The organism is Rhodovulum sulfidophilum DSM 1374 (assembly GCF_001633165.1).
GTDB classification, from domain to species: Bacteria; Pseudomonadota; Alphaproteobacteria; order Rhodobacterales; family Rhodobacteraceae; genus Rhodovulum; species Rhodovulum sulfidophilum.
In genome coordinates this window covers 1,784,103-1,800,153 of the sequence record NZ_CP015418.1, presented here as the reverse complement: position 1 = coordinate 1,800,153, position 16,051 = coordinate 1,784,103, and the positions used below count along the sequence as shown (strand labels likewise).

The following is a 16,051-nucleotide window of genomic DNA, read 5'->3' as shown; positions in this document are numbered from 1 at the left end:
CGCGCGATAATGCGCGGAAAGCGCATAAATTCGAACATAAAAGATATACAAACGAAAATATTCATTGACCCTTCTCGGCGCAGCATGCTTCGCTTTCGAAGGATGGAGGACCGAGTCATGCCGACGCGCATCGCGGAAGGGACCGCAAAGGACACTGCAGAGGATAAGCCGGCCGACCTGCTGATCGTGGGCGGCGGCATCAACGGCTGCGGCATCGCCCGCGACGCGGCCGGGCGCGGATTGTCGGTCACGCTGGCCGAGATGGACGACCTGGCCTCGGCCACCTCCTCGGCCTCGACCAAGCTTTTTCATGGCGGGCTGCGCTATCTCGAATATTTCGAATTCCGGCTGGTCCGCGAGGCCCTGATCGAACGCGAGACCCTGCTGTCGGCCATGCCCCATATCAGCTGGCCGATGCGCTTCGTGCTGCCGCTCGACCGCGAAATGCGCTTCGATGCCAGCACGCCCGCCTCGCAGCTGCTGAGCAGGGCAATGCCCTGGATGACGGGACGCCGTCCGGCCTGGCTGATCCGGCTCGGGCTTTTCCTCTACGACCATCTCGGCGGGCGCAAGATCCTGCCGCCGACGCGCAGCCTCGATCTGACCACCGATCCGGCCGGGCGGCCGCTCAAGCCCCGGTTCCGGCGCGCCTTCGAATATTCCGACTGCTGGGTCGAGGATGCCCGGCTGGTGGCGCTGAATGCCCGCGACGCGGCCGAGCGCGGCGCCGAGATCCTGACACGGACCAGGGTCGTGAAGGCCCGCCGCGAGGACGGGCTCTGGACGGTCACCCTGCGCGACTGCGAGACCGGGGCCGAGACCACTCGGCGGGCGCGGATCCTCGTCAATGCCGCCGGACCCTGGACCGCCGATCTGATCGCAGGCGCGCTGCAGCAGGCCGCCACGGACAAGGTCCGGCTGGTGCGCGGCAGCCATATCGTGACCCGCCGCCTGTTCGAGCATGACCGCTGCTATTTCTTTCAGGGACAGGACGGAAGGATCGTCTTCGCCATCCCCTACGAGACCGATTTCACCCTGATCGGCACCACCGATGCCGAACATGCCGAGCCCGACACCCCGCCCCGCTGCACCGAGGAGGAACGCGATTACCTGATCGGCTTCGTCAACCGCTATCTCGCAAAACCGGTCTCGGCGGAGGATATCGTCTGGACCTATTCCGGGGTGCGGCCCTTGCATGACGAAGGCGAAGGCTCGGCCTCCGCCGCCTCGCGCGACTACGTCATCCGGCTTGACCGCGCGGGCGCCCCGCTCGTGAATATCTTCGGCGGCAAGATCACCACCTATCGCCGCCTCGCGGAAACCGCGCTGGAGAAGATCGCCGAAATCCGGCCGGATCTGCCCGGGCCCTGGACCGCAGGCGTGGCGCTGCCCGGCGGCGATGTCGCGGTCGACGGGATCGACGGGCTGATCGCCACGCTCCGGCAGGACTATCCCTTCCTGACCGCCCCCTGGGCTCGGCGTCTGGTCCGCGCCTATGGCACCGAGGCCCGCGGGGTCCTGGGCGATGCGCAGGCGGCCGCCGATCTCGGCCGCGATTTCGGCGCCACGCTTACCGAGGCGGAACTGATCTGGCTGATGGATCGCGAATTCGCGCGCCGCGCCGAGGATGTGGTCTGGCGCCGCAGCAAGCTCGGGCTCCGGCTGAGCCCCGATCAGATCGCCCGGATCGACGACTGGATGAAAGACCGGCACCAGCGTCCCGCGCCCGAATGACATCCGGGCGCCACCGGCGGTCGCAACGATGCCAGGACGGCCCGCGCTCATGCGGAAGGCCCGGGAGCTTGCCGGCCGGTCCTTCGCAACGACGCATGCGCAGGTCGGCCGTAACCGCCGCCTTCCCCTCGCGAATTCAGGAGCGAAGTGTTTCCCTCGGATCACGGCCTCCTGATCCGTATTACGGCTGTCCCGGAGGCTGACCGGCATGGACGCCGCGCCCTTCGCCACTACCATATGCCCCGCACGGGCAGCTCCGGTCCCGACCGGAACGGCCGCCCGCCGCGGGCCTGCCGACCGCCATGGCCGGTGCGCCCGCACCGCATTTCGGACGCAACGACATCGCCGGGCGCCTTGCCCCGGGAGGGTTTGATGACAGCAGATCAGGAAGCCATGATCCGGGAGGCGCTGGCCGCGCTGCCGGCCGGGGAATTCCACCTGCCCGACGCGGTGGGGCCGCGCTGGGACGAGCTCTGGATCGGAGAGAAGGTCGGGCTCGGCAACGATTTCCTCAAGCATGTCCGGCAGGGCCGGTTCGAGGGCATCGAGGATACCGGCCGCAAGGAACACGGCCTGCATGTCTACCTGAAGACCGGGTGACCGCATCGGCGGGACACCGATGATACAGCTGTCCGGCGGCCGCATCCTTCCGACCTGACGATCCCTGCGCGCTTGCAGACGGGTCGCGCGGGCCGGTCGGCTGGCAGTCTCCCCCTGCCCGCGCAGAACGGGCCACTGAGGGTCGTCCGGCAGGGAACCTGCCGCGCGCGCCCCGACCTGCGAGATCGATGCGGGCGGATCGTCAGGCGCTCCGGGCCGGTGATCGTCATGTCTTTCCTTCCTTGCCGAAAGCCAGGGATGCTTGAGCGCACCCTCAAGACAGACCGCAAACGCGTCCCTATTTTCAGCCATGGCTCGGGCTGGCCTTGATCCGGCCGAGATGAGCGGCTACTTATTTATACGATGTATAATTAAAGGTGTGAAATGATCACGGGACATGTTTTCATCGCGACCAGCCTGGACGGCTTCATCGCCCGCGCCGACGGGGATATCGCATGGCTTCTGGAGCGCGATGAGCCCGACGAAGACCATGGCTACGACACCTTCATCGCAAGCATCGACGCAATCCTGATGGGCAGAGGAACCTATGAGAAAATCCGCGACATCAGGCCCTGGCCCTATACACGGCCGGTTGTTGTCCTGTCCGCAACCATGACAGAGGACGATCTGCCCGAAGAATTGGGCAGCAAGGTACGGGTCACCGACCTCTCGCCGACAGAGGCGATGCGCATGCTGCAATCCGAGGGCCACCGAAGGGTCTATGTCGATGGCGGCCGCGTCATTCAGTCCTTCCTGCGGGCGGGCCTGATCGTCGACATGGTGATCACGACCGTGCCTGTTCTTCTTGGCGAGGGGCGGCGCCTGTTCGGCAGCCTTGCCGGCGACATTCGGCTGCAGCACGATAAGACGAAAAGCTTTCCCTCCGGGCTCGTCCAGTCCCGCTACCGGATCGCGGCATGACGCGGCCGCGGGGAAGACCGCCCCGGGCTGACGCCCCGGTCTCGCGCGACGAGATGCTGACGGCCGCCCTGACGCTTCTGGACGGTGAAGGTGCCGAGGCCTTCACCATGAGGGCGTTGGCCAAGCACCTGCACGTCAATCCGATGACGATCCACCATCACTTCGGCGGCCGTGACGGGCTGATCGGCGCGATGTCGGAACGGGTCCATGCGCGGGTATCGGCCCCGAGGGAAGGCACAGCGACAGAGCGGATCCGCGGGCTGCTGAAAGCCTACCACGCGCAGGTGCTGCTGCATCCCGGCCTGACGATGCTCATCTTCAGCCGACCGGCCGTATTCCCCGAACAGGCAAAGCGGATAACCGAAGAGCTCTCGGCCCTTCTCGCAAAAGCCGGTCTGTCGGATCGAAAGCGGCGGTTATGGCTCGACATCCTCGTGGACCTCACCCATGGCGCGGCCCTTGCCACCGCAATGGCGGGACGAAAGGCGGCCGATGATCCTGGCGGGGATCAGGGATATGGGGCCACACTGGAAGAATTGCTGAACTGCCTCGGGGACGAAGCGGCCGTGCGGGCAGAAAGAGGCTAAAGGGCGCGCGCGATGCGGAAAATCCGTTTGCCCGTTGATGTGCAAATCTGCCCTGCGGCGGGGAGGGACGGTCAGATCTGCCTGCCATCCCCGTCCTGCCCGGAGGCGGGAAAGACGAAGCAGCGGTCGCGGCGGATGGTCAGCCACATCGCCGTGTCGGGCGCGGGCAAGAACACCGCGGGTACGGTGGCCTTGAGCACCGAGCCGTCATGATCCATGCGGAACTCGACGAGGCTTTCCGAGCCCATGAACCGCGCGCGCTGGACCCGGGCACGCGCGGCGACCCCCTCCTCGGGCGTCGGATTGGGGCCGCGACCGTTGCGGTCGAAATCGATCCGCAGATGCTGGGGCCGGATGATGATATCGACCTCGGCGCCGTCCTCCATGCCCGGCGTCAGGAACTTGCCGAAGGGCGTTTCCGTCAGCAAATTGCGCACCCTGCCCCGGATCACGTTGATATCGCTGAAGAAGGCCGCCGCCGCGCGGTCGACGGGGGCATTGTAGAGATTATAGGGCGCGCCCTGCTGCACGATCCGCCCGCCGCGCATCAGCGCGATCTCGTCGGCCATGCGCATCGCCTCGTCGGGCTCGTGGGTGACCAGAAGAACCGCCGCGCCCTCCTCCTTGAGGACCTGCAGCGTCTCGTCGCGGATCTCGTCGCGCAGCCGGTTGTCGAGCCCCGAGAAGGGCTCGTCCATCAGCATGATCTTGGGCCGGGGCGCCAGCGCGCGGGCCAGCGCCACCCGCTGCTGCTCGCCGCCCGAAAGCTCGTGCGGGAAGGCGTCGATGAAACGCCCCAGCGCGACCCGCTCGAGCAGGGCCTCGACCCGCGCGCGCCGCGCCGCCTTCGGCCCGGTCAGCCCGAAGGCCACATTCTCGGCCACGCTGAGATGCGGGAACAGCGCGAAATCCTGGAACATCAGCCCGACCGAGCGGCGCTCGGGCGGCAGCCGGAAGACGGTATCGCAGACCAGCTGCCCGTCGATCCGGATCTCGCCCGCATCCTGGCGGTCGACGCCCGCGATGATCCGGAGCGTCGTCGACTTGCCGCAGCCGGAGGGCCCCAGCAGACAGGTCACCTGCCCCGGCAACACCTGAAGCGTCACCCCGTCGACAACCTTGCGTCCGCCGAAGATGCGGTCGATATGGCGGATTTCGAGCCTCGGGTTGCGGTCGGAAGTCTGGAGCGTCACACGGGGCCTCGCGCTATTTCCGATGGAAACTATCGGATTTTGATCGCAAAAGGCAATGCCCGCTCGGGGCGCAAGGTGCAAGTCCGGACCTGTAAGTATCAGCCCCGGCAGTAGGATTGCGCCCGGGTCCAGGCGGCGATTTCCGCGCGCTTGGAGGCCACCGTCATCGGTCCCCAGTCGGCGGCGACGCCCCGGCCCCGGGCCGCGACCACCCCGTCGCGGGCGACCGCGCTGGACGCGATCCGCACCGCACAGCTGAGATTGGCCTTGCCATCGGTCAGCGCGCTACCGCTGGTGGCCGCGCAGCCATGATAGCGCGCGGTGGCGGGCGAGATCTGCAACAGACCGAACCAGCGGCCGCCGCCGCCCACCGCGGCCTCGTTCCAGGTGCTTTCATGCTTGGCCAGCGCCGAGAACAGCCCCGCCCAAAAGGCGCGGCGTTGCGCCGGGCGCGCCTTTTCATAGGCCGGGCACCAGGTCTCGATATCGGCGGGCACGGTCTCGGTCAGACCGTCGCCGTAAAGGCTCAGCGCATCGAGGCTTGCCCGCGTCCAGTCGGTCGCTTCGGGCATGTGGTCCCAGCGCATCGTCGGAAGACCGCGCCCCCTGTCCGCCATGTCGGCCTGGCTGCAGCCGAGGGTCAGAAGCGAAAGGGCCAGGACAAGGGCGAGACGATGCATCGGGGCTCCGCAAGGCAAGGTCGGGCATCATGTCCCGGCGCGTCCTTATGGACGAGACCGGCGCCCTCCGGCAAGAAACCCGCCCGGCAATGGGCAAAGGACCGCCGACATCGCGGTGGGATCATGCCGCCCGGCGCGAATGCCGGCCCTCTTCGATCTCTTCCACGATCTTCGCCACGAAGGCCCCCAGATCCTGCGCCGCGCGGCTGGTGACGATGCCGTTCGAGGTGACCACGGCCTCGTCGACCCAGATCGCACCGGCATTTCTCAGATCGGTGCGGATCGAGCGGCACGAGGTCATCTTCCGCCCCTCGACCGCCCCGGCCTCGACCAGCAAGACCGGGCCATGGCAGATCGCAGCGACGATCCGGCCCTCGGACACGAAGCCCCTGACCAGCCGCACCGCCTCGGGCGCGACGCGCAGGCTGTCGGGATTCATCTGCCCGCCCGGCAGCACCAGAGCGTCATATTCCCGGACACGGACATCGGTCAGCGACTTGGTCGTCTCCTGGGTCGTGCCCCAGTTCCGGTTCTTCCAGCCGGTGATCGGCGCGCCGCCGGGGCTGGCAATGTCGACCTGAGCGCCCTTGGCGCGAAGCTCGGTCAGCGGGACCTCGAGCTCGGATTGCTCGAACCCGTCAGTGGCCATGATCAGGATCTTCGACTTCGCGATACTGGTCATGTCGTCCTCCTGTGTGCCATTGTTGTGTGTCATTGCGTGGGAAATTGCATCAAAGGGGAATAACGCGGCCCCGCCGGCACGGTTCCCCGCGCCGCGGTCGCGATCCCGTGAAGGCGCGCCCGCCCGGGGATCCCCCCCGAGGAGCCCCTTGCCCGCGCCCGCCCCCTGTCCTAAACATGCGCCCTGCCGCAGATGAGGATGCCGCCATGCTTGACCTGACCTTCGAGCCCCCCAAACCCAAGGTGATTTCCGGCGCCAAGGCCGACTGGGAACTGGTGATCGGTCTCGAGGTCCATGCCCAGGTCGCCTCGAAATCCAAGCTGTTCTCGGGCGCCTCGACCGGCTTCGGCGCCGAGCCGAACTCGCATGTCGCCTTCGTCGATGCGGCGATGCCGGGCATGCTGCCCGTGATCAACGAATTCTGCGTGGCCCAGGCGGTGCGTACCGGGCTGGGGCTGAAGGCCGAGATCAACCTGGTCTCTGCCTTCGACCGCAAGAACTACTTCTATCCCGACCTGCCGCAGGGCTATCAGATCAGCCAGCTTTACCACCCCATCGTGGGCGAGGGCGAGGTGATCGTCGACATGGGGCCGGGCGTCGCCCGCCGGGTCCGGATCGAGCGCATCCATATCGAGCAGGATGCCGGCAAGTCGATCCATGACATGGACCCGAACATGTCCTTCGTCGATCTCAACCGCACCGGCGTCGCGCTGATGGAGATCGTCTCGCGCCCCGATATCCGCGGCCCCGAAGAGGCCGCCGCCTATGTCGGCAAGCTGCGCCAGATCCTGCGCTATCTGGGCACCTGCGACGGCAACATGCAGAACGGCAACCTGCGGGCCGATGTCAACGTCTCGATCTGCCGCCCCGGCGCCTACGAGAAATTCCGCGAGACGGGCGATGCCTCGGTTCTGGGCACGCGCTGCGAGATCAAGAACATGAACTCGATGCGCTTCATCCAGGCCGCGATCGAATACGAGGCCCGGCGCCAGATCGCCATCGTCGAGGATGGCGGCAGCATCGATCAGGAAACCCGGCTTTACGATCCCGACAAGGGCGAGACCCGGTCGATGCGTTCGAAGGAAGAGGCGCATGATTACCGCTACTTCCCCTGCCCCGACCTTTTGCCGCTGGAAATCGAGCAGGCCTGGGTCGACGAGATCGCGGCCTCGCTGCCCGAGCTTCCCGACGAGAAGAAAGCCCGCTTCGTCGCCGATTTCGGGCTGACCGAATACGATGCCTCGGTGCTGACGGCCGACGTCGAATCCGCCGCCTATTTCGAGGCGGTGGCGCAGGGCCGCGACGGCAAGGCCGCCGCCAACTGGGTCATCAACGAGCTGTTCGGACGGCTGAAGAAGGACGACCGCGACATCACCGACAGCCCGGTCAGCCCGGATCAGCTGGGCGGCATCCTCGATCTGATCGCCGCGGGCGACATCTCGGGCAAGATCGCCAAGGACCTGTTCGAGATCGTCTATACCGAGGGCGGCAACCCGGCCGAGATCGTGGCAGAGCGGGGCATGAAGCAGGTCACCGATCTGGGCGCCATCGAGAAGGCCGTGGACGAGATCATCGCCGCCAACCCGGCCCAGGTCGAGAAGGCCAAGGCCAACCCGAAACTCGCGGGCTGGTTCGTGGGTCAGGTGCTGAAGGCCACCGGCGGCAAGGCCAATCCGCAGGCCGTGAACGAGATCGTGGCCCGGAAACTGGGATGATCATGCCGGCGAAGTATGAATACCGGGTTCTTCCCGCCCCCGAACGCGGGCGCCGCGGCCGGGGCCTCAAGGGGCCGGCGGAGCGCTTCGCCCATGCGCTCGAAGAGACGATGAACGAGATGGCCGCCGAGGGCTGGATCTATCTCCGCGCCGAAAGCCTGCCATCGGAGGACCGTCAGGGCCTGTTCGGCGGCCGCAGCCGGGCCCTGCGCAACGTTCTCGTGTTCCGCCGGGCGCGCGAGGCCGAAGCAAACCGGGATGCGGGCCGGAAGGAAGGCCGCGACCCGGCCTTCCACCATGGCAGCCCCGAAGAGATCGCCGCATCGGCCGCGGCCTCTGTGCAGGCGCTGCCCGAGCGGACCTATCCACCGCTCGGGGCGCCCTCACGCGGATCGGTGCCGCCACGTCCCGAGCACGCGCTCGGCGGCGCCCCGCCCCGCAGCGACGAGGACTGAGCACCCGCCGCCCGGGACGCGCGCCTCAGGTCTCGATCTCGATCGCCAGCGCGTGGATCTGCCCGATCAGCTCGGGTCCCAGCGCCTTGTGCACCGCCCGTTCGCGGGCCACGCGCGACATCGGCGCGAAGGCGGGCGCCGCGATCCGTACCTGGAAATGGCTTTCGCCGCCCTCCTGATAGCCGGCATGACCGCGATGCTTCTCGCTCTCATCCAGCACCTCGAGTGTCGTCGGTTGGAACGCCTGTTCCAGCTTTTCGCGTATTTGCTCTACTCGTCCCATTTTTCCTCCTTCGCCCCCTTCATTCTTATCTCCAATTGACTAAACTCTCGGGTCCGAGTCGAAAAGGTGGCTGCCATGACCAAAACCGATCCCTTCGGGTTCGACATTTCCGTATCGGCCGACAAGAAGCGGCGCACCCGGGGCCGGCGGGGCATGTCGGGCGCCTTCGAGACCTCGCGGCGCAAATGCGAACATCCCGGCTGCGACCTCGACGGCCAGTACCGCGCGCCGAAATCTCCGGACCAGCTGGACGAGTATTTCTGGTTCTGCAAGGACCACGTGCGGGAATACAACCTGAAGTGGAATTTCTTCAACGGTGTCACCGAGGAGGAATTCGAGGCCCAGATCGACAAGGACCGGGTCTGGGACCGTCAGACCCAGCCTTTCGGCAACAAGGACGAACAGCGGGCCTGGGCACGGCTCGGGGTCGACGATCCGCATCAGGTTCTGGGCGAGAACGCGACGCGGAACCCCGGCAAGACCGGAACCCCCGCCCGCCGCCTGCCGGCGACCGAGCGCAAGGCGCTCGAACTGCTCGAGGCCCAGGACAACTGGACAAAGGCCGAGATCCGCAAGCAGTACAAGTCCCTGGTCAAGGACCTGCATCCCGACATGAACGGCGGCAACCGCGCCGATGAGGAACGCCTGCAGGAAGTCGTCTGGGCCTGGGACCAGATCAAGGACAGCCGCAGCTTCAAGTAGCGCGGCCCGGCCCCGGCAGGAGGGGGCGGGCCGATGCGGCGGGCGGGCGCCTGCCGGGGCTTCCTCTTGCGCACCCTCCGGATATGTTTCAAGACGGCGAGTGACAGGACAAGCGACGGGGTCATGATGAACGACGTAGTGAAACCCACCGAAGAGATCTCGGTTCGCGAGGTCTTCGGGATCGACACCGACATGATCGTGAAGGGCTTCGAGGCGCCAACCGATCGCGTGCCCGACAGCGACCCGACCTACAAGTTCGACCCCGACACCACGCTGGCGATCCTCGCGGGCTTCACCCATAACCGCCGGGTGATGATCCAGGGCTATCACGGCACCGGCAAGTCGACCCATATCGAGCAGGTCGCGGCGCGGCTGAACTGGCCCTGCGTGCGGGTCAACCTCGACAGCCATATCAGCCGGATCGACCTGATCGGCAAGGATGCGATCAAGCTCAAGGACGGCAAGCAGGTCACCGAGTTCCAGGAAGGCATCCTGCCCTGGGCGCTGCGCAATCCCTGCGCCATCGTGTTCGACGAATATGATGCGGGCCGGGCCGATGTGATGTTCGTGATCCAGCGGGTGCTGGAAGTCGACGGCAAGCTGACGCTTCTCGACCAGAACGAGGTGATCACCCCGCACCCGTCCTTCCGGCTGTTCGCGACCGCGAACACGGTGGGTCTGGGCGACACCACCGGGCTTTACCACGGCACCCAGCAGATCAACCAGGGCCAGATGGACCGCTGGTCGCTGGTCGCGACGCTGAACTATCTCAGCCACGATGCCGAGACCGCGATCGTTCTGGCCAAATGCCCGCATTACAACACCGACAAGGGCCGCAAGACGATCAACCATATGGTGACCGTGGCCGAGCTGACCCGGACCGCCTTCATGAATGGCGATCTGTCGACGGTAATGAGCCCGCGGACGGTGATCGCCTGGGCCCAGAATGCCGAGATCTTCCGCAATGTGGGCTTTGCCTTCCGGCTGACCTTCCTCAACAAATGCGACGAGCTCGAACGCCAGACCGTGGCCGAGTTCTACCAGCGCCTGTTCGACGAGGAACTGCCCGAAAGCGCCGCGAGCATGAGCCTGGGGTAACCGGCATGCCGCCCCGGCATTCTCGCCAGGGCGGCCCCGCCGCGACGAAAGCGGCGCCGGGATTGCCATCGCAGCCCGGCCCGCTCCGGAGACCGGCCGATGCGACGGCCTGACGCCGCGCGGTCTCGTCCTGCCGCCGCCCTCGCGGTGTTTTTCCTCGCCGCGCCCGCCGCTTTCGCGCAAGGTGCCGATCCGGCCTTTCCCGCAATCGATTGTGCCGCGCTCTGGCAGGCTACCGCCGATTTCCGCACCCGCTACGCCATCGCCGAAGGCTCCCCCGCCGAAGCTCAGGCCATGGCCCGCGCCTTTCGCGAGGCGGCGCTTGCAGAAGGCGCGGATCGGGACGGGGTCGATGACCGGATCGCGGCGCTGCATCCGGTCTACCTTCTGCTGCTGCAGCGCTACATCCTGGACGGGGAACGTCGCGCCCGCGACCAATATGTCCGGCTGTCCGGGCTCTGCGACGACTTAGGCCGCGCGTCCGGCCTGAGAGGGCACCGGCACGCGCCGCGCTGACATGCGCGACCTCTCTGCCGAAAACCGACTTTTCGGGTCCGCGCCCAGCATTTTTACATCATTCGTATATACATCTTGACGCAACGTCATTTCACCGTAGCATGAGCTGATGCAGGGCAGGATCGCAGGCATGACGAGAGTGACGCTGGTCGCCGCGACCGGTTTCGCCACCGCTTTAATCCTTGCGACCACGCCCGCGCATCCGGCGCCCCCGGGCACGCCCTGGAAACGGGCCGAGGTCTTCGCGACCTGCTCGGGTCGGCTGGCCGCGGTCTCGGCGCGCCAGCAGGCCGAGCACGACCCGGACTGGCCCCGCACCGTCAGCCAGCGCGACATGTTCAATCTCATGCTTGAGGCGACGCTGCCCGAGGCGATCCGCTTCGGCGTGCCGCGGCGCGAGCCGGTGCTCTGGCGTTCGGCCGGCTGGAGCGAAATGGCGGGCCTTCTGGCCGACATCGCCTATAGCGGCGATCACGGCCGGGCCGAGCGTGCCCGCGCGGCCCTGGCACGACGGCTGTCGGACTGCACCGGGCTGCTGCTCGGCGGCTGAGACCGCCCCGTCGTCTTTCGCCGCGCGGCCACTGGCCAATTCCGGTCAACCTTTCTAGATTGGCCCCGCAAGCCAAGCGGACCCTGCCCGATGACCAAACCGACCGACAACCCCGCCGATCCCTTCAAGAAGGCGCTGGCCGAGGCCACCAAGGTCCTGGCCGACGACGCCGAACTGGGCGTCAGCTATTCGGTCGACCCGCCCGGGCTGACCGACGACGCGGTGCGCCTGCCCCAGGTCTCGCGCCGGATGACCCGCGACGAGGTGCTGCTGGCGCGCGGAACCGCCGATGCCTATGCGCTGCGTCACAAATATCACGACGGCGCCACCCATGCCCGCTACCGTCCCTCGGGCCAGATCGCCTGCGAGCTTTACGAGGCGATGGAGATGGCGCGTTGCGAGGCTGTCGGGGCCCGCGTCATGCCCGGCACCGCCGGCAATATCGACGCGATGATCGCCGCCGAGGCCGCGCGCAAGGGCTATGCCCAGGCCCGCGAGGCCTCGGAGGTGCCGCTGGCCGTCGCGGCGGGCTATATCGTGCGCCATCTCGCGACCGGCCGCCCGCTGCCGAAGGGCGCGGCCCAGGCGATGGAGCTGTGGCGCGGCTTCATCGAGGAACAGGCGGGCCCGGCGCTTGACGGGATCGACGCCAGCCTGGGCGATCAGGCCGCCTTCGCCCGTCTGAGCCGTCAGGTGATCGCCGATCTCGGCTATGCCGATCAGCTTGGCGACGATCCCGATGCCGATCAGAACGACGAGGAGGACAACTCGGCCGAAACCGAGGACGAGGCGCCCGAGGAATACGGCGAGGAGGAAAGCCAGGACAGCGACGAGGCCGATGCCAGCCCCGAGCAGTCGCAGGACGAGATGCAGGACGCGGCCCAGGCCCATGTCAATCCCGACGATATCGACGACATGGAAATGGGCGAGGAGACCGAGCTGCCCGATGGCGAGGCCCCGCGCGAGCCGCCGCCGCCCGCACCGCCCTCGGAGGCCGACCCCGATTACAAGATCTTCAGCGCCGGTTTCGACGAGGAGATCGGCGCCCAGGACCTGGCCGAACCGGCCGAGCTGGAACGGCTGCGGGCCTATCTCGACCAGCAGCTCGACCCGCTGAAGGGCGCGGTCGGACGGCTGGCCAACAAGCTGCAGCGGCGGTTGCAGGCCCAGCAGAACCGCAGCTGGGAATTCGACCGCGAGGAAGGCATCCTCGATGCCGGGCGGCTGGCGCGTGTGGTGGCGAACCCGACCACGCCGCTGAGCTTCAAGGTCGAGAAGGATACCGAGTTCCGCGACACGGTGGTGACGCTGCTGCTGGACAATTCCGGCTCGATGCGGGGACGGCCGATCTCGATCGCCGCGATCTGTGCCGATGTGCTGGCCCGCACGCTTGAACGCTGCCATGTCAAGGTCGAGATCCTGGGCTTCACCACCCGTGCCTGGAAGGGCGGGCAATCGCGCGAGCAATGGCTGGCCGAGGGCCGTCCGCAAAGCCCGGGGCGGCTGAACGATCTGCGCCATATCGTCTACAAGAATGCCGATGCACCCTGGCGGCGGGCGCGCGAGAATCTGGGCCTGATGATGAAAGAGGGCCTGCTGAAGGAGAATATCGACGGCGAGGCGCTGGAATGGGCCCATAAGCGGATGCTGATGCGGCCCGAGGCGCGCAAGATCCTGATGGTGATCTCGGACGGCGCGCCGGTCGACGATTCGACCCTCTCGGTCAATGCCGCGAATTACCTCGAAAAGCACCTGCGCGACGTGATCGCCATGGTCGAGCGCCGCAAGGCCGTCGAGCTGATCGCCATAGGCATCGGCCATGACGTCACCCGCTACTATCAGCGCGCCGTCACTATCACCGATGTCGAACAGCTGGCCGGCGCGATGACCGAACAGCTGGCGGCGCTGTTCGACAAGGATCCCCGCGCCCGCGCGCGCATCTTCGGGATCAGGAAGGCAAGCTAGATGTTCCAGAACTTCGACAGCACCACCCGTCCCGAGGACGGCCCCGTCCGGCTGGCACAGTTGCGCGAGGAGATGGCCCGCGAGGGGCTTTCGGGGTTTCTGGTGCCCCGCGCCGATGCCCATCAGGGCGAATATGTGGCCCCCCATGACGACCGGCTGGCCTGGCTGACGGGCTTCACCGGCTCGGCCGGGATCGCCTGCATCCTGATGAACCGCGCGGGCGTCTTCATCGACGGCCGCTACCGGGTGCAGGTCAAGGCGCAGGTCGATCTGGCGCATTTCACGCCCGTGCCCTGGCCCGAGACCAAGCCCGGCGACTGGCTGAAGGCGGCGCTGCCGCAGGGCGGCGCGGTCGGGATCGATCCCTGGCTGCATACGCCCAGGGACCTGGACGCGCTGACCGGGGCGCTGGCGGGCACCCAGGTCGCGATCCGCGAGACCGCCAACCTGGTCGACCGGATCTGGGCCGACCAGCCGGCCCCGCCCCAGGGCCCGATCACGCCCTACCCGGAAGAGTTGGCAGGCGAGAGCCATGCCGACAAGCGCGCCCGGATCGGGCGGCTGCTGGCCGATGCCGGGCAGAGTGCCGCGGTGCTGACCCTGCCCGATTCCATCGCCTGGTTGCTGAACGTGCGCGGCTCGGACATTCCGCGCAATCCGGTGCCCCATACCTTCGCGATCCTGCATGATGACGGCCGGGTGACGCTTTACGCCGATCCCGCCAAGGTGAGCGACGCGCTCAAGGCCCATCTCGGCCCCGAGATCACGCTGCGCCCAGCCGGAGCCTTCGGACCGGGGCTGCGCAGCCTTCTGGGCCGGGTGCGGGTCGATCCGGCCTCGGCGCCGCTCTGGGTGCTGCGCCAGCTCGAGGATGCGGGCATCGAGATCGCGCAGGCCGAAGATCCCTGCATCCTGCCCAAGGCGCGCAAGACCGCGGCCGAACTGGAAGGGTCGCGCGCCGCGCATGCCCGCGACGCGCGGGCGATGATCGAGTTCCTGGCCTGGATCGATGCCGAGGCGCCGAAGGGCGGGCTGACCGAGATCGACGTGGTGCGCGGGCTCGAAGGTTTCCGCGCCGCGACCGGCAAGCTCCGCGATATCAGCTTCGAGACCATCGCCGGCGCCGGGCCGAACGGCGCCATCGTGCATTACCGGGTGACCGAGGCCAGCAACCGCGCCGTGGCGCCGGGCGATCTGCTGCTGGTCGATTCGGGGGCGCAATATCTCGACGGCACCACCGACATCACCCGCACCATTGCCGTCGGCCCCGTGCCCGAGGCGGCGAAGGCCCCCTTCACCCGGGTGCTGAAAGGCATGATCGCGATCTCGCGGGCGCGCTTCCCCAAGGGGCTTGCGGGCCGCGATCTGGACGCGCTGGCGCGCAATGCGCTCTGGCAGGCCGGGCAGGATTACGACCATGGCACCGGCCATGGCGTCGGCGCCTATCTCTCGGTCCATGAGGGGCCGCAGCGCATCGCCCGGAGCTCGACCGTGCCGCTGGAGCCGGGGATGATCCTGTCGAACGAGCCCGGCTATTACCGCGAGGGCGCCTTCGGCATCCGGATCGAGAACCTGATCGCGGCCCGGGAAGCCCCGGCGCTGACGAGCGGGGACGACCGCCGCATGCTGTCCTTCGAGACGCTGACCTGGGTCCCCATCGACCGCCGCCTGATCCTGCCCGAGCTGCTTGACGCGGGCGAGCGGGCCTGGCTCGACGCCTATCACGCCGAGGTGGCCGAGCGGGCCGGAGACGGGCTGTCGGAGCGGGCGCGGGCCTGGCTGGCGGAGGCGACGCAGCCGCTCTGAGCCCCGGTCGTCACCTCGGTCTGACAGGTTCAATTCCGGTCCGATCCGGGCATTCCGCGCCGCGCCCGCGCAACAGGGCCGCGGCGGCGGCGCGATCCGTTTCCAGGCGGATGGTGGGCCTATGGCCTGCAGAACTGGACAAGACAAAGACAAGCATGACAGAAGAACGGCATAAAAATGCTATCCGACAGGACCGAGGGAGAACACGCATGTCCGACCATATCACGATCCACAAGGCCGAGGGGGCCTGGGTGGTCCGGGCCGGAGGCGCGGTGATTGCCGAAAGCCGGAACGCGCTTGAACTGACCGAAGGCGGCATGGGACCTGTCATCTACTTCCCGCGCGAGGATGTGGCGATGGCCTTCCTTGACCGCTCGGACAGCCGCACGGCCTGCCCGCACAAGGGCGTGGCGAGTTATTTCACCCTGCGCGCCAAGAGCTACGACATCGCCGACGCGGCCTGGTCCTACGAAGAGCCGAATACCGGGCTCGAGCGGATCGCCGGGCATCTGGCCTTCTATGCCGACAAGGTGACGGTCGAGCAGCTTTAGGCCGCCCGCCTTC

General features: G+C 67.4%; 17 protein-coding genes. 13 read left to right on the top strand and 4 right to left on the bottom strand.

What is annotated here, in order from left to right; translation table 11 throughout:
* The first annotated feature begins 117 nt into the window (after positions 1-117).
* The 4 genes from glpD (at position 118) to A6W98_RS08485 (ending at position 3,842) form a co-directional block, all read left to right on the top strand.
* A complete protein-coding gene (gene glpD / locus A6W98_RS08500) occupies positions 118-1,734 on the top strand; it encodes a glycerol-3-phosphate dehydrogenase (protein ID WP_042460261.1) in 1,617 nt (538 codons plus the stop codon).
* A gap of 372 nt (positions 1,735-2,106) precedes the next feature.
* Entirely contained in the window at positions 2,107-2,334 is a 228-nt protein-coding gene (locus tag A6W98_RS08495; RefSeq protein WP_042460259.1) for a DUF1413 domain-containing protein, read from the top strand.
* Positions 2,335-2,718: 384 nt separating this feature from the next.
* A complete protein-coding gene (locus tag A6W98_RS08490; protein WP_042460257.1) occupies positions 2,719-3,255 on the top strand; it encodes a dihydrofolate reductase family protein in 537 nt (178 codons plus the stop codon).
* 53 nt (positions 3,256-3,308) lie between these two features.
* Positions 3,309-3,842: a TetR/AcrR family transcriptional regulator gene (locus A6W98_RS08485; protein ID WP_211138699.1), complete on the top strand. Its 534-nt coding sequence runs from the start codon at positions 3,309-3,311 to the stop codon at positions 3,840-3,842.
* A 71-nt stretch (positions 3,843-3,913) separates the two neighbouring features.
* Here the strand turns inward: A6W98_RS08485 and A6W98_RS08480 are convergent, their stop codons facing one another.
* The 3 genes from A6W98_RS08480 to A6W98_RS08470 all read right to left on the bottom strand — a co-directional run bounded on the left by A6W98_RS08480 (position 3,914) and on the right by A6W98_RS08470 (position 6,397).
* A complete protein-coding gene (locus A6W98_RS08480) occupies positions 3,914-5,035 on the bottom strand; it encodes an ABC transporter ATP-binding protein (protein ID WP_081251855.1) in 1,122 nt (373 codons plus the stop codon).
* A 98-nt stretch (positions 5,036-5,133) separates the two neighbouring features.
* A complete protein-coding gene (locus A6W98_RS08475; RefSeq protein ID WP_042460253.1) occupies positions 5,134-5,715 on the bottom strand; it encodes a transglycosylase SLT domain-containing protein in 582 nt (193 codons plus the stop codon).
* A gap of 121 nt (positions 5,716-5,836) precedes the next feature.
* Positions 5,837-6,397, bottom strand: coding sequence for a type 1 glutamine amidotransferase domain-containing protein (locus A6W98_RS08470; RefSeq protein WP_042460251.1), 561 nt, complete (start codon positions 6,395-6,397; stop codon positions 5,837-5,839).
* Positions 6,398-6,603: 206 nt separating this feature from the next.
* On the opposite strand from A6W98_RS08470, the gene gatB reads away from it, so the two are divergent.
* Positions 6,604-8,112: an Asp-tRNA(Asn)/Glu-tRNA(Gln) amidotransferase subunit GatB gene (gatB, locus tag A6W98_RS08465; RefSeq protein ID WP_042464786.1), complete on the top strand. Its 1,509-nt coding sequence runs from the start codon at positions 6,604-6,606 to the stop codon at positions 8,110-8,112.
* A gap of 2 nt (positions 8,113-8,114) precedes the next feature.
* Positions 8,115-8,567 (top strand): DUF4177 domain-containing protein, encoded by a 453-nt coding sequence (locus tag A6W98_RS08460; RefSeq protein ID WP_155734758.1) that lies wholly within the window; start codon positions 8,115-8,117, stop codon positions 8,565-8,567.
* A 25-nt stretch (positions 8,568-8,592) separates the two neighbouring features.
* On the opposite strand, the gene A6W98_RS08455 is transcribed toward A6W98_RS08460, so the two are convergent.
* Complete coding sequence (locus A6W98_RS08455; protein WP_042460248.1) at positions 8,593-8,850, bottom strand: BolA family protein; 258 nt, start codon at positions 8,848-8,850, stop codon at positions 8,593-8,595.
* A gap of 75 nt (positions 8,851-8,925) precedes the next feature.
* Here A6W98_RS08455 and A6W98_RS08450 point away from each other — a divergent pair, with 75 nt between their 5' ends.
* From A6W98_RS08450 to A6W98_RS08420, 7 genes are all read left to right on the top strand, one after another.
* Complete coding sequence (locus A6W98_RS08450; protein ID WP_042460245.1) at positions 8,926-9,552, top strand: J domain-containing protein; 627 nt, start codon at positions 8,926-8,928, stop codon at positions 9,550-9,552.
* Between the two features lie 126 nt (positions 9,553-9,678).
* Positions 9,679-10,650 (top strand): cobaltochelatase subunit CobS, encoded by a 972-nt coding sequence (gene cobS, locus A6W98_RS08445; protein ID WP_370501686.1) that lies wholly within the window; start codon positions 9,679-9,681, stop codon positions 10,648-10,650.
* Positions 10,651-10,749: 99 nt separating this feature from the next.
* A complete protein-coding gene (locus A6W98_RS08440) occupies positions 10,750-11,166 on the top strand; it encodes a hypothetical protein (protein ID WP_063490898.1) in 417 nt (138 codons plus the stop codon).
* Between the two features lie 130 nt (positions 11,167-11,296).
* Positions 11,297-11,716, top strand: a complete 420-nt coding sequence (locus tag A6W98_RS08435; protein WP_042460239.1) for a hypothetical protein — start codon at positions 11,297-11,299, stop codon at positions 11,714-11,716.
* 90 nt (positions 11,717-11,806) lie between these two features.
* Entirely contained in the window at positions 11,807-13,681 is a 1,875-nt protein-coding gene (gene cobT, locus A6W98_RS08430; protein ID WP_042460236.1) for a cobaltochelatase subunit CobT, read from the top strand.
* Positions 13,682-15,487, top strand: coding sequence for an aminopeptidase P family protein (locus A6W98_RS08425; protein WP_042460233.1), 1,806 nt, complete (start codon positions 13,682-13,684; stop codon positions 15,485-15,487).
* A 209-nt stretch (positions 15,488-15,696) separates the two neighbouring features.
* Positions 15,697-16,038, top strand: coding sequence for a DUF427 domain-containing protein (locus A6W98_RS08420; RefSeq protein ID WP_042460230.1), 342 nt, complete (start codon positions 15,697-15,699; stop codon positions 16,036-16,038).
* Positions 16,039-16,051: the final 13 nt, after the last annotated feature.

Bases quoted from the DNA above. Each gene is read 5' to 3' on its own strand.
- glpD (WP_042460261.1), top strand. From the start codon at position 118: ATGCCGACGCGCATCGCGGAAGGGACCGCAAAGGACACTGCAGAGGAT.
- A6W98_RS08495 (WP_042460259.1), top strand. From the start codon at position 2,107: ATGACAGCAGATCAGGAAGCCATGATCCGGGAGGCGCTGGCCGCGCTG.
- A6W98_RS08490 (WP_042460257.1), top strand. From the start codon at position 2,719: ATGATCACGGGACATGTTTTCATCGCGACCAGCCTGGACGGCTTCATC.
- A6W98_RS08485 (WP_211138699.1), top strand. From the start codon at position 3,309: ATGCTGACGGCCGCCCTGACGCTTCTGGACGGTGAAGGTGCCGAGGCC.
- A6W98_RS08475 (WP_042460253.1), bottom strand. From the start codon at position 5,715: ATGCATCGTCTCGCCCTTGTCCTGGCCCTTTCGCTTCTGACCCTCGGC.
- A6W98_RS08470 (WP_042460251.1), bottom strand. From the start codon at position 6,397: ATGACCAGTATCGCGAAGTCGAAGATCCTGATCATGGCCACTGACGGG.
- gatB (WP_042464786.1), top strand. From the start codon at position 6,604: ATGCTTGACCTGACCTTCGAGCCCCCCAAACCCAAGGTGATTTCCGGC.
- A6W98_RS08460 (WP_155734758.1), top strand. From the start codon at position 8,115: ATGCCGGCGAAGTATGAATACCGGGTTCTTCCCGCCCCCGAACGCGGG.
- A6W98_RS08455 (WP_042460248.1), bottom strand. From the start codon at position 8,850: ATGGGACGAGTAGAGCAAATACGCGAAAAGCTGGAACAGGCGTTCCAA.
- A6W98_RS08450 (WP_042460245.1), top strand. From the start codon at position 8,926: ATGACCAAAACCGATCCCTTCGGGTTCGACATTTCCGTATCGGCCGAC.
- cobS (WP_370501686.1), top strand. From the start codon at position 9,679: ATGAACGACGTAGTGAAACCCACCGAAGAGATCTCGGTTCGCGAGGTC.
- A6W98_RS08440 (WP_063490898.1), top strand. From the start codon at position 10,750: ATGCGACGGCCTGACGCCGCGCGGTCTCGTCCTGCCGCCGCCCTCGCG.
- A6W98_RS08435 (WP_042460239.1), top strand. From the start codon at position 11,297: ATGACGAGAGTGACGCTGGTCGCCGCGACCGGTTTCGCCACCGCTTTA.
- cobT (WP_042460236.1), top strand. From the start codon at position 11,807: ATGACCAAACCGACCGACAACCCCGCCGATCCCTTCAAGAAGGCGCTG.
- A6W98_RS08425 (WP_042460233.1), top strand. From the start codon at position 13,682: ATGTTCCAGAACTTCGACAGCACCACCCGTCCCGAGGACGGCCCCGTC.
- A6W98_RS08420 (WP_042460230.1), top strand. From the start codon at position 15,697: ATGTCCGACCATATCACGATCCACAAGGCCGAGGGGGCCTGGGTGGTC.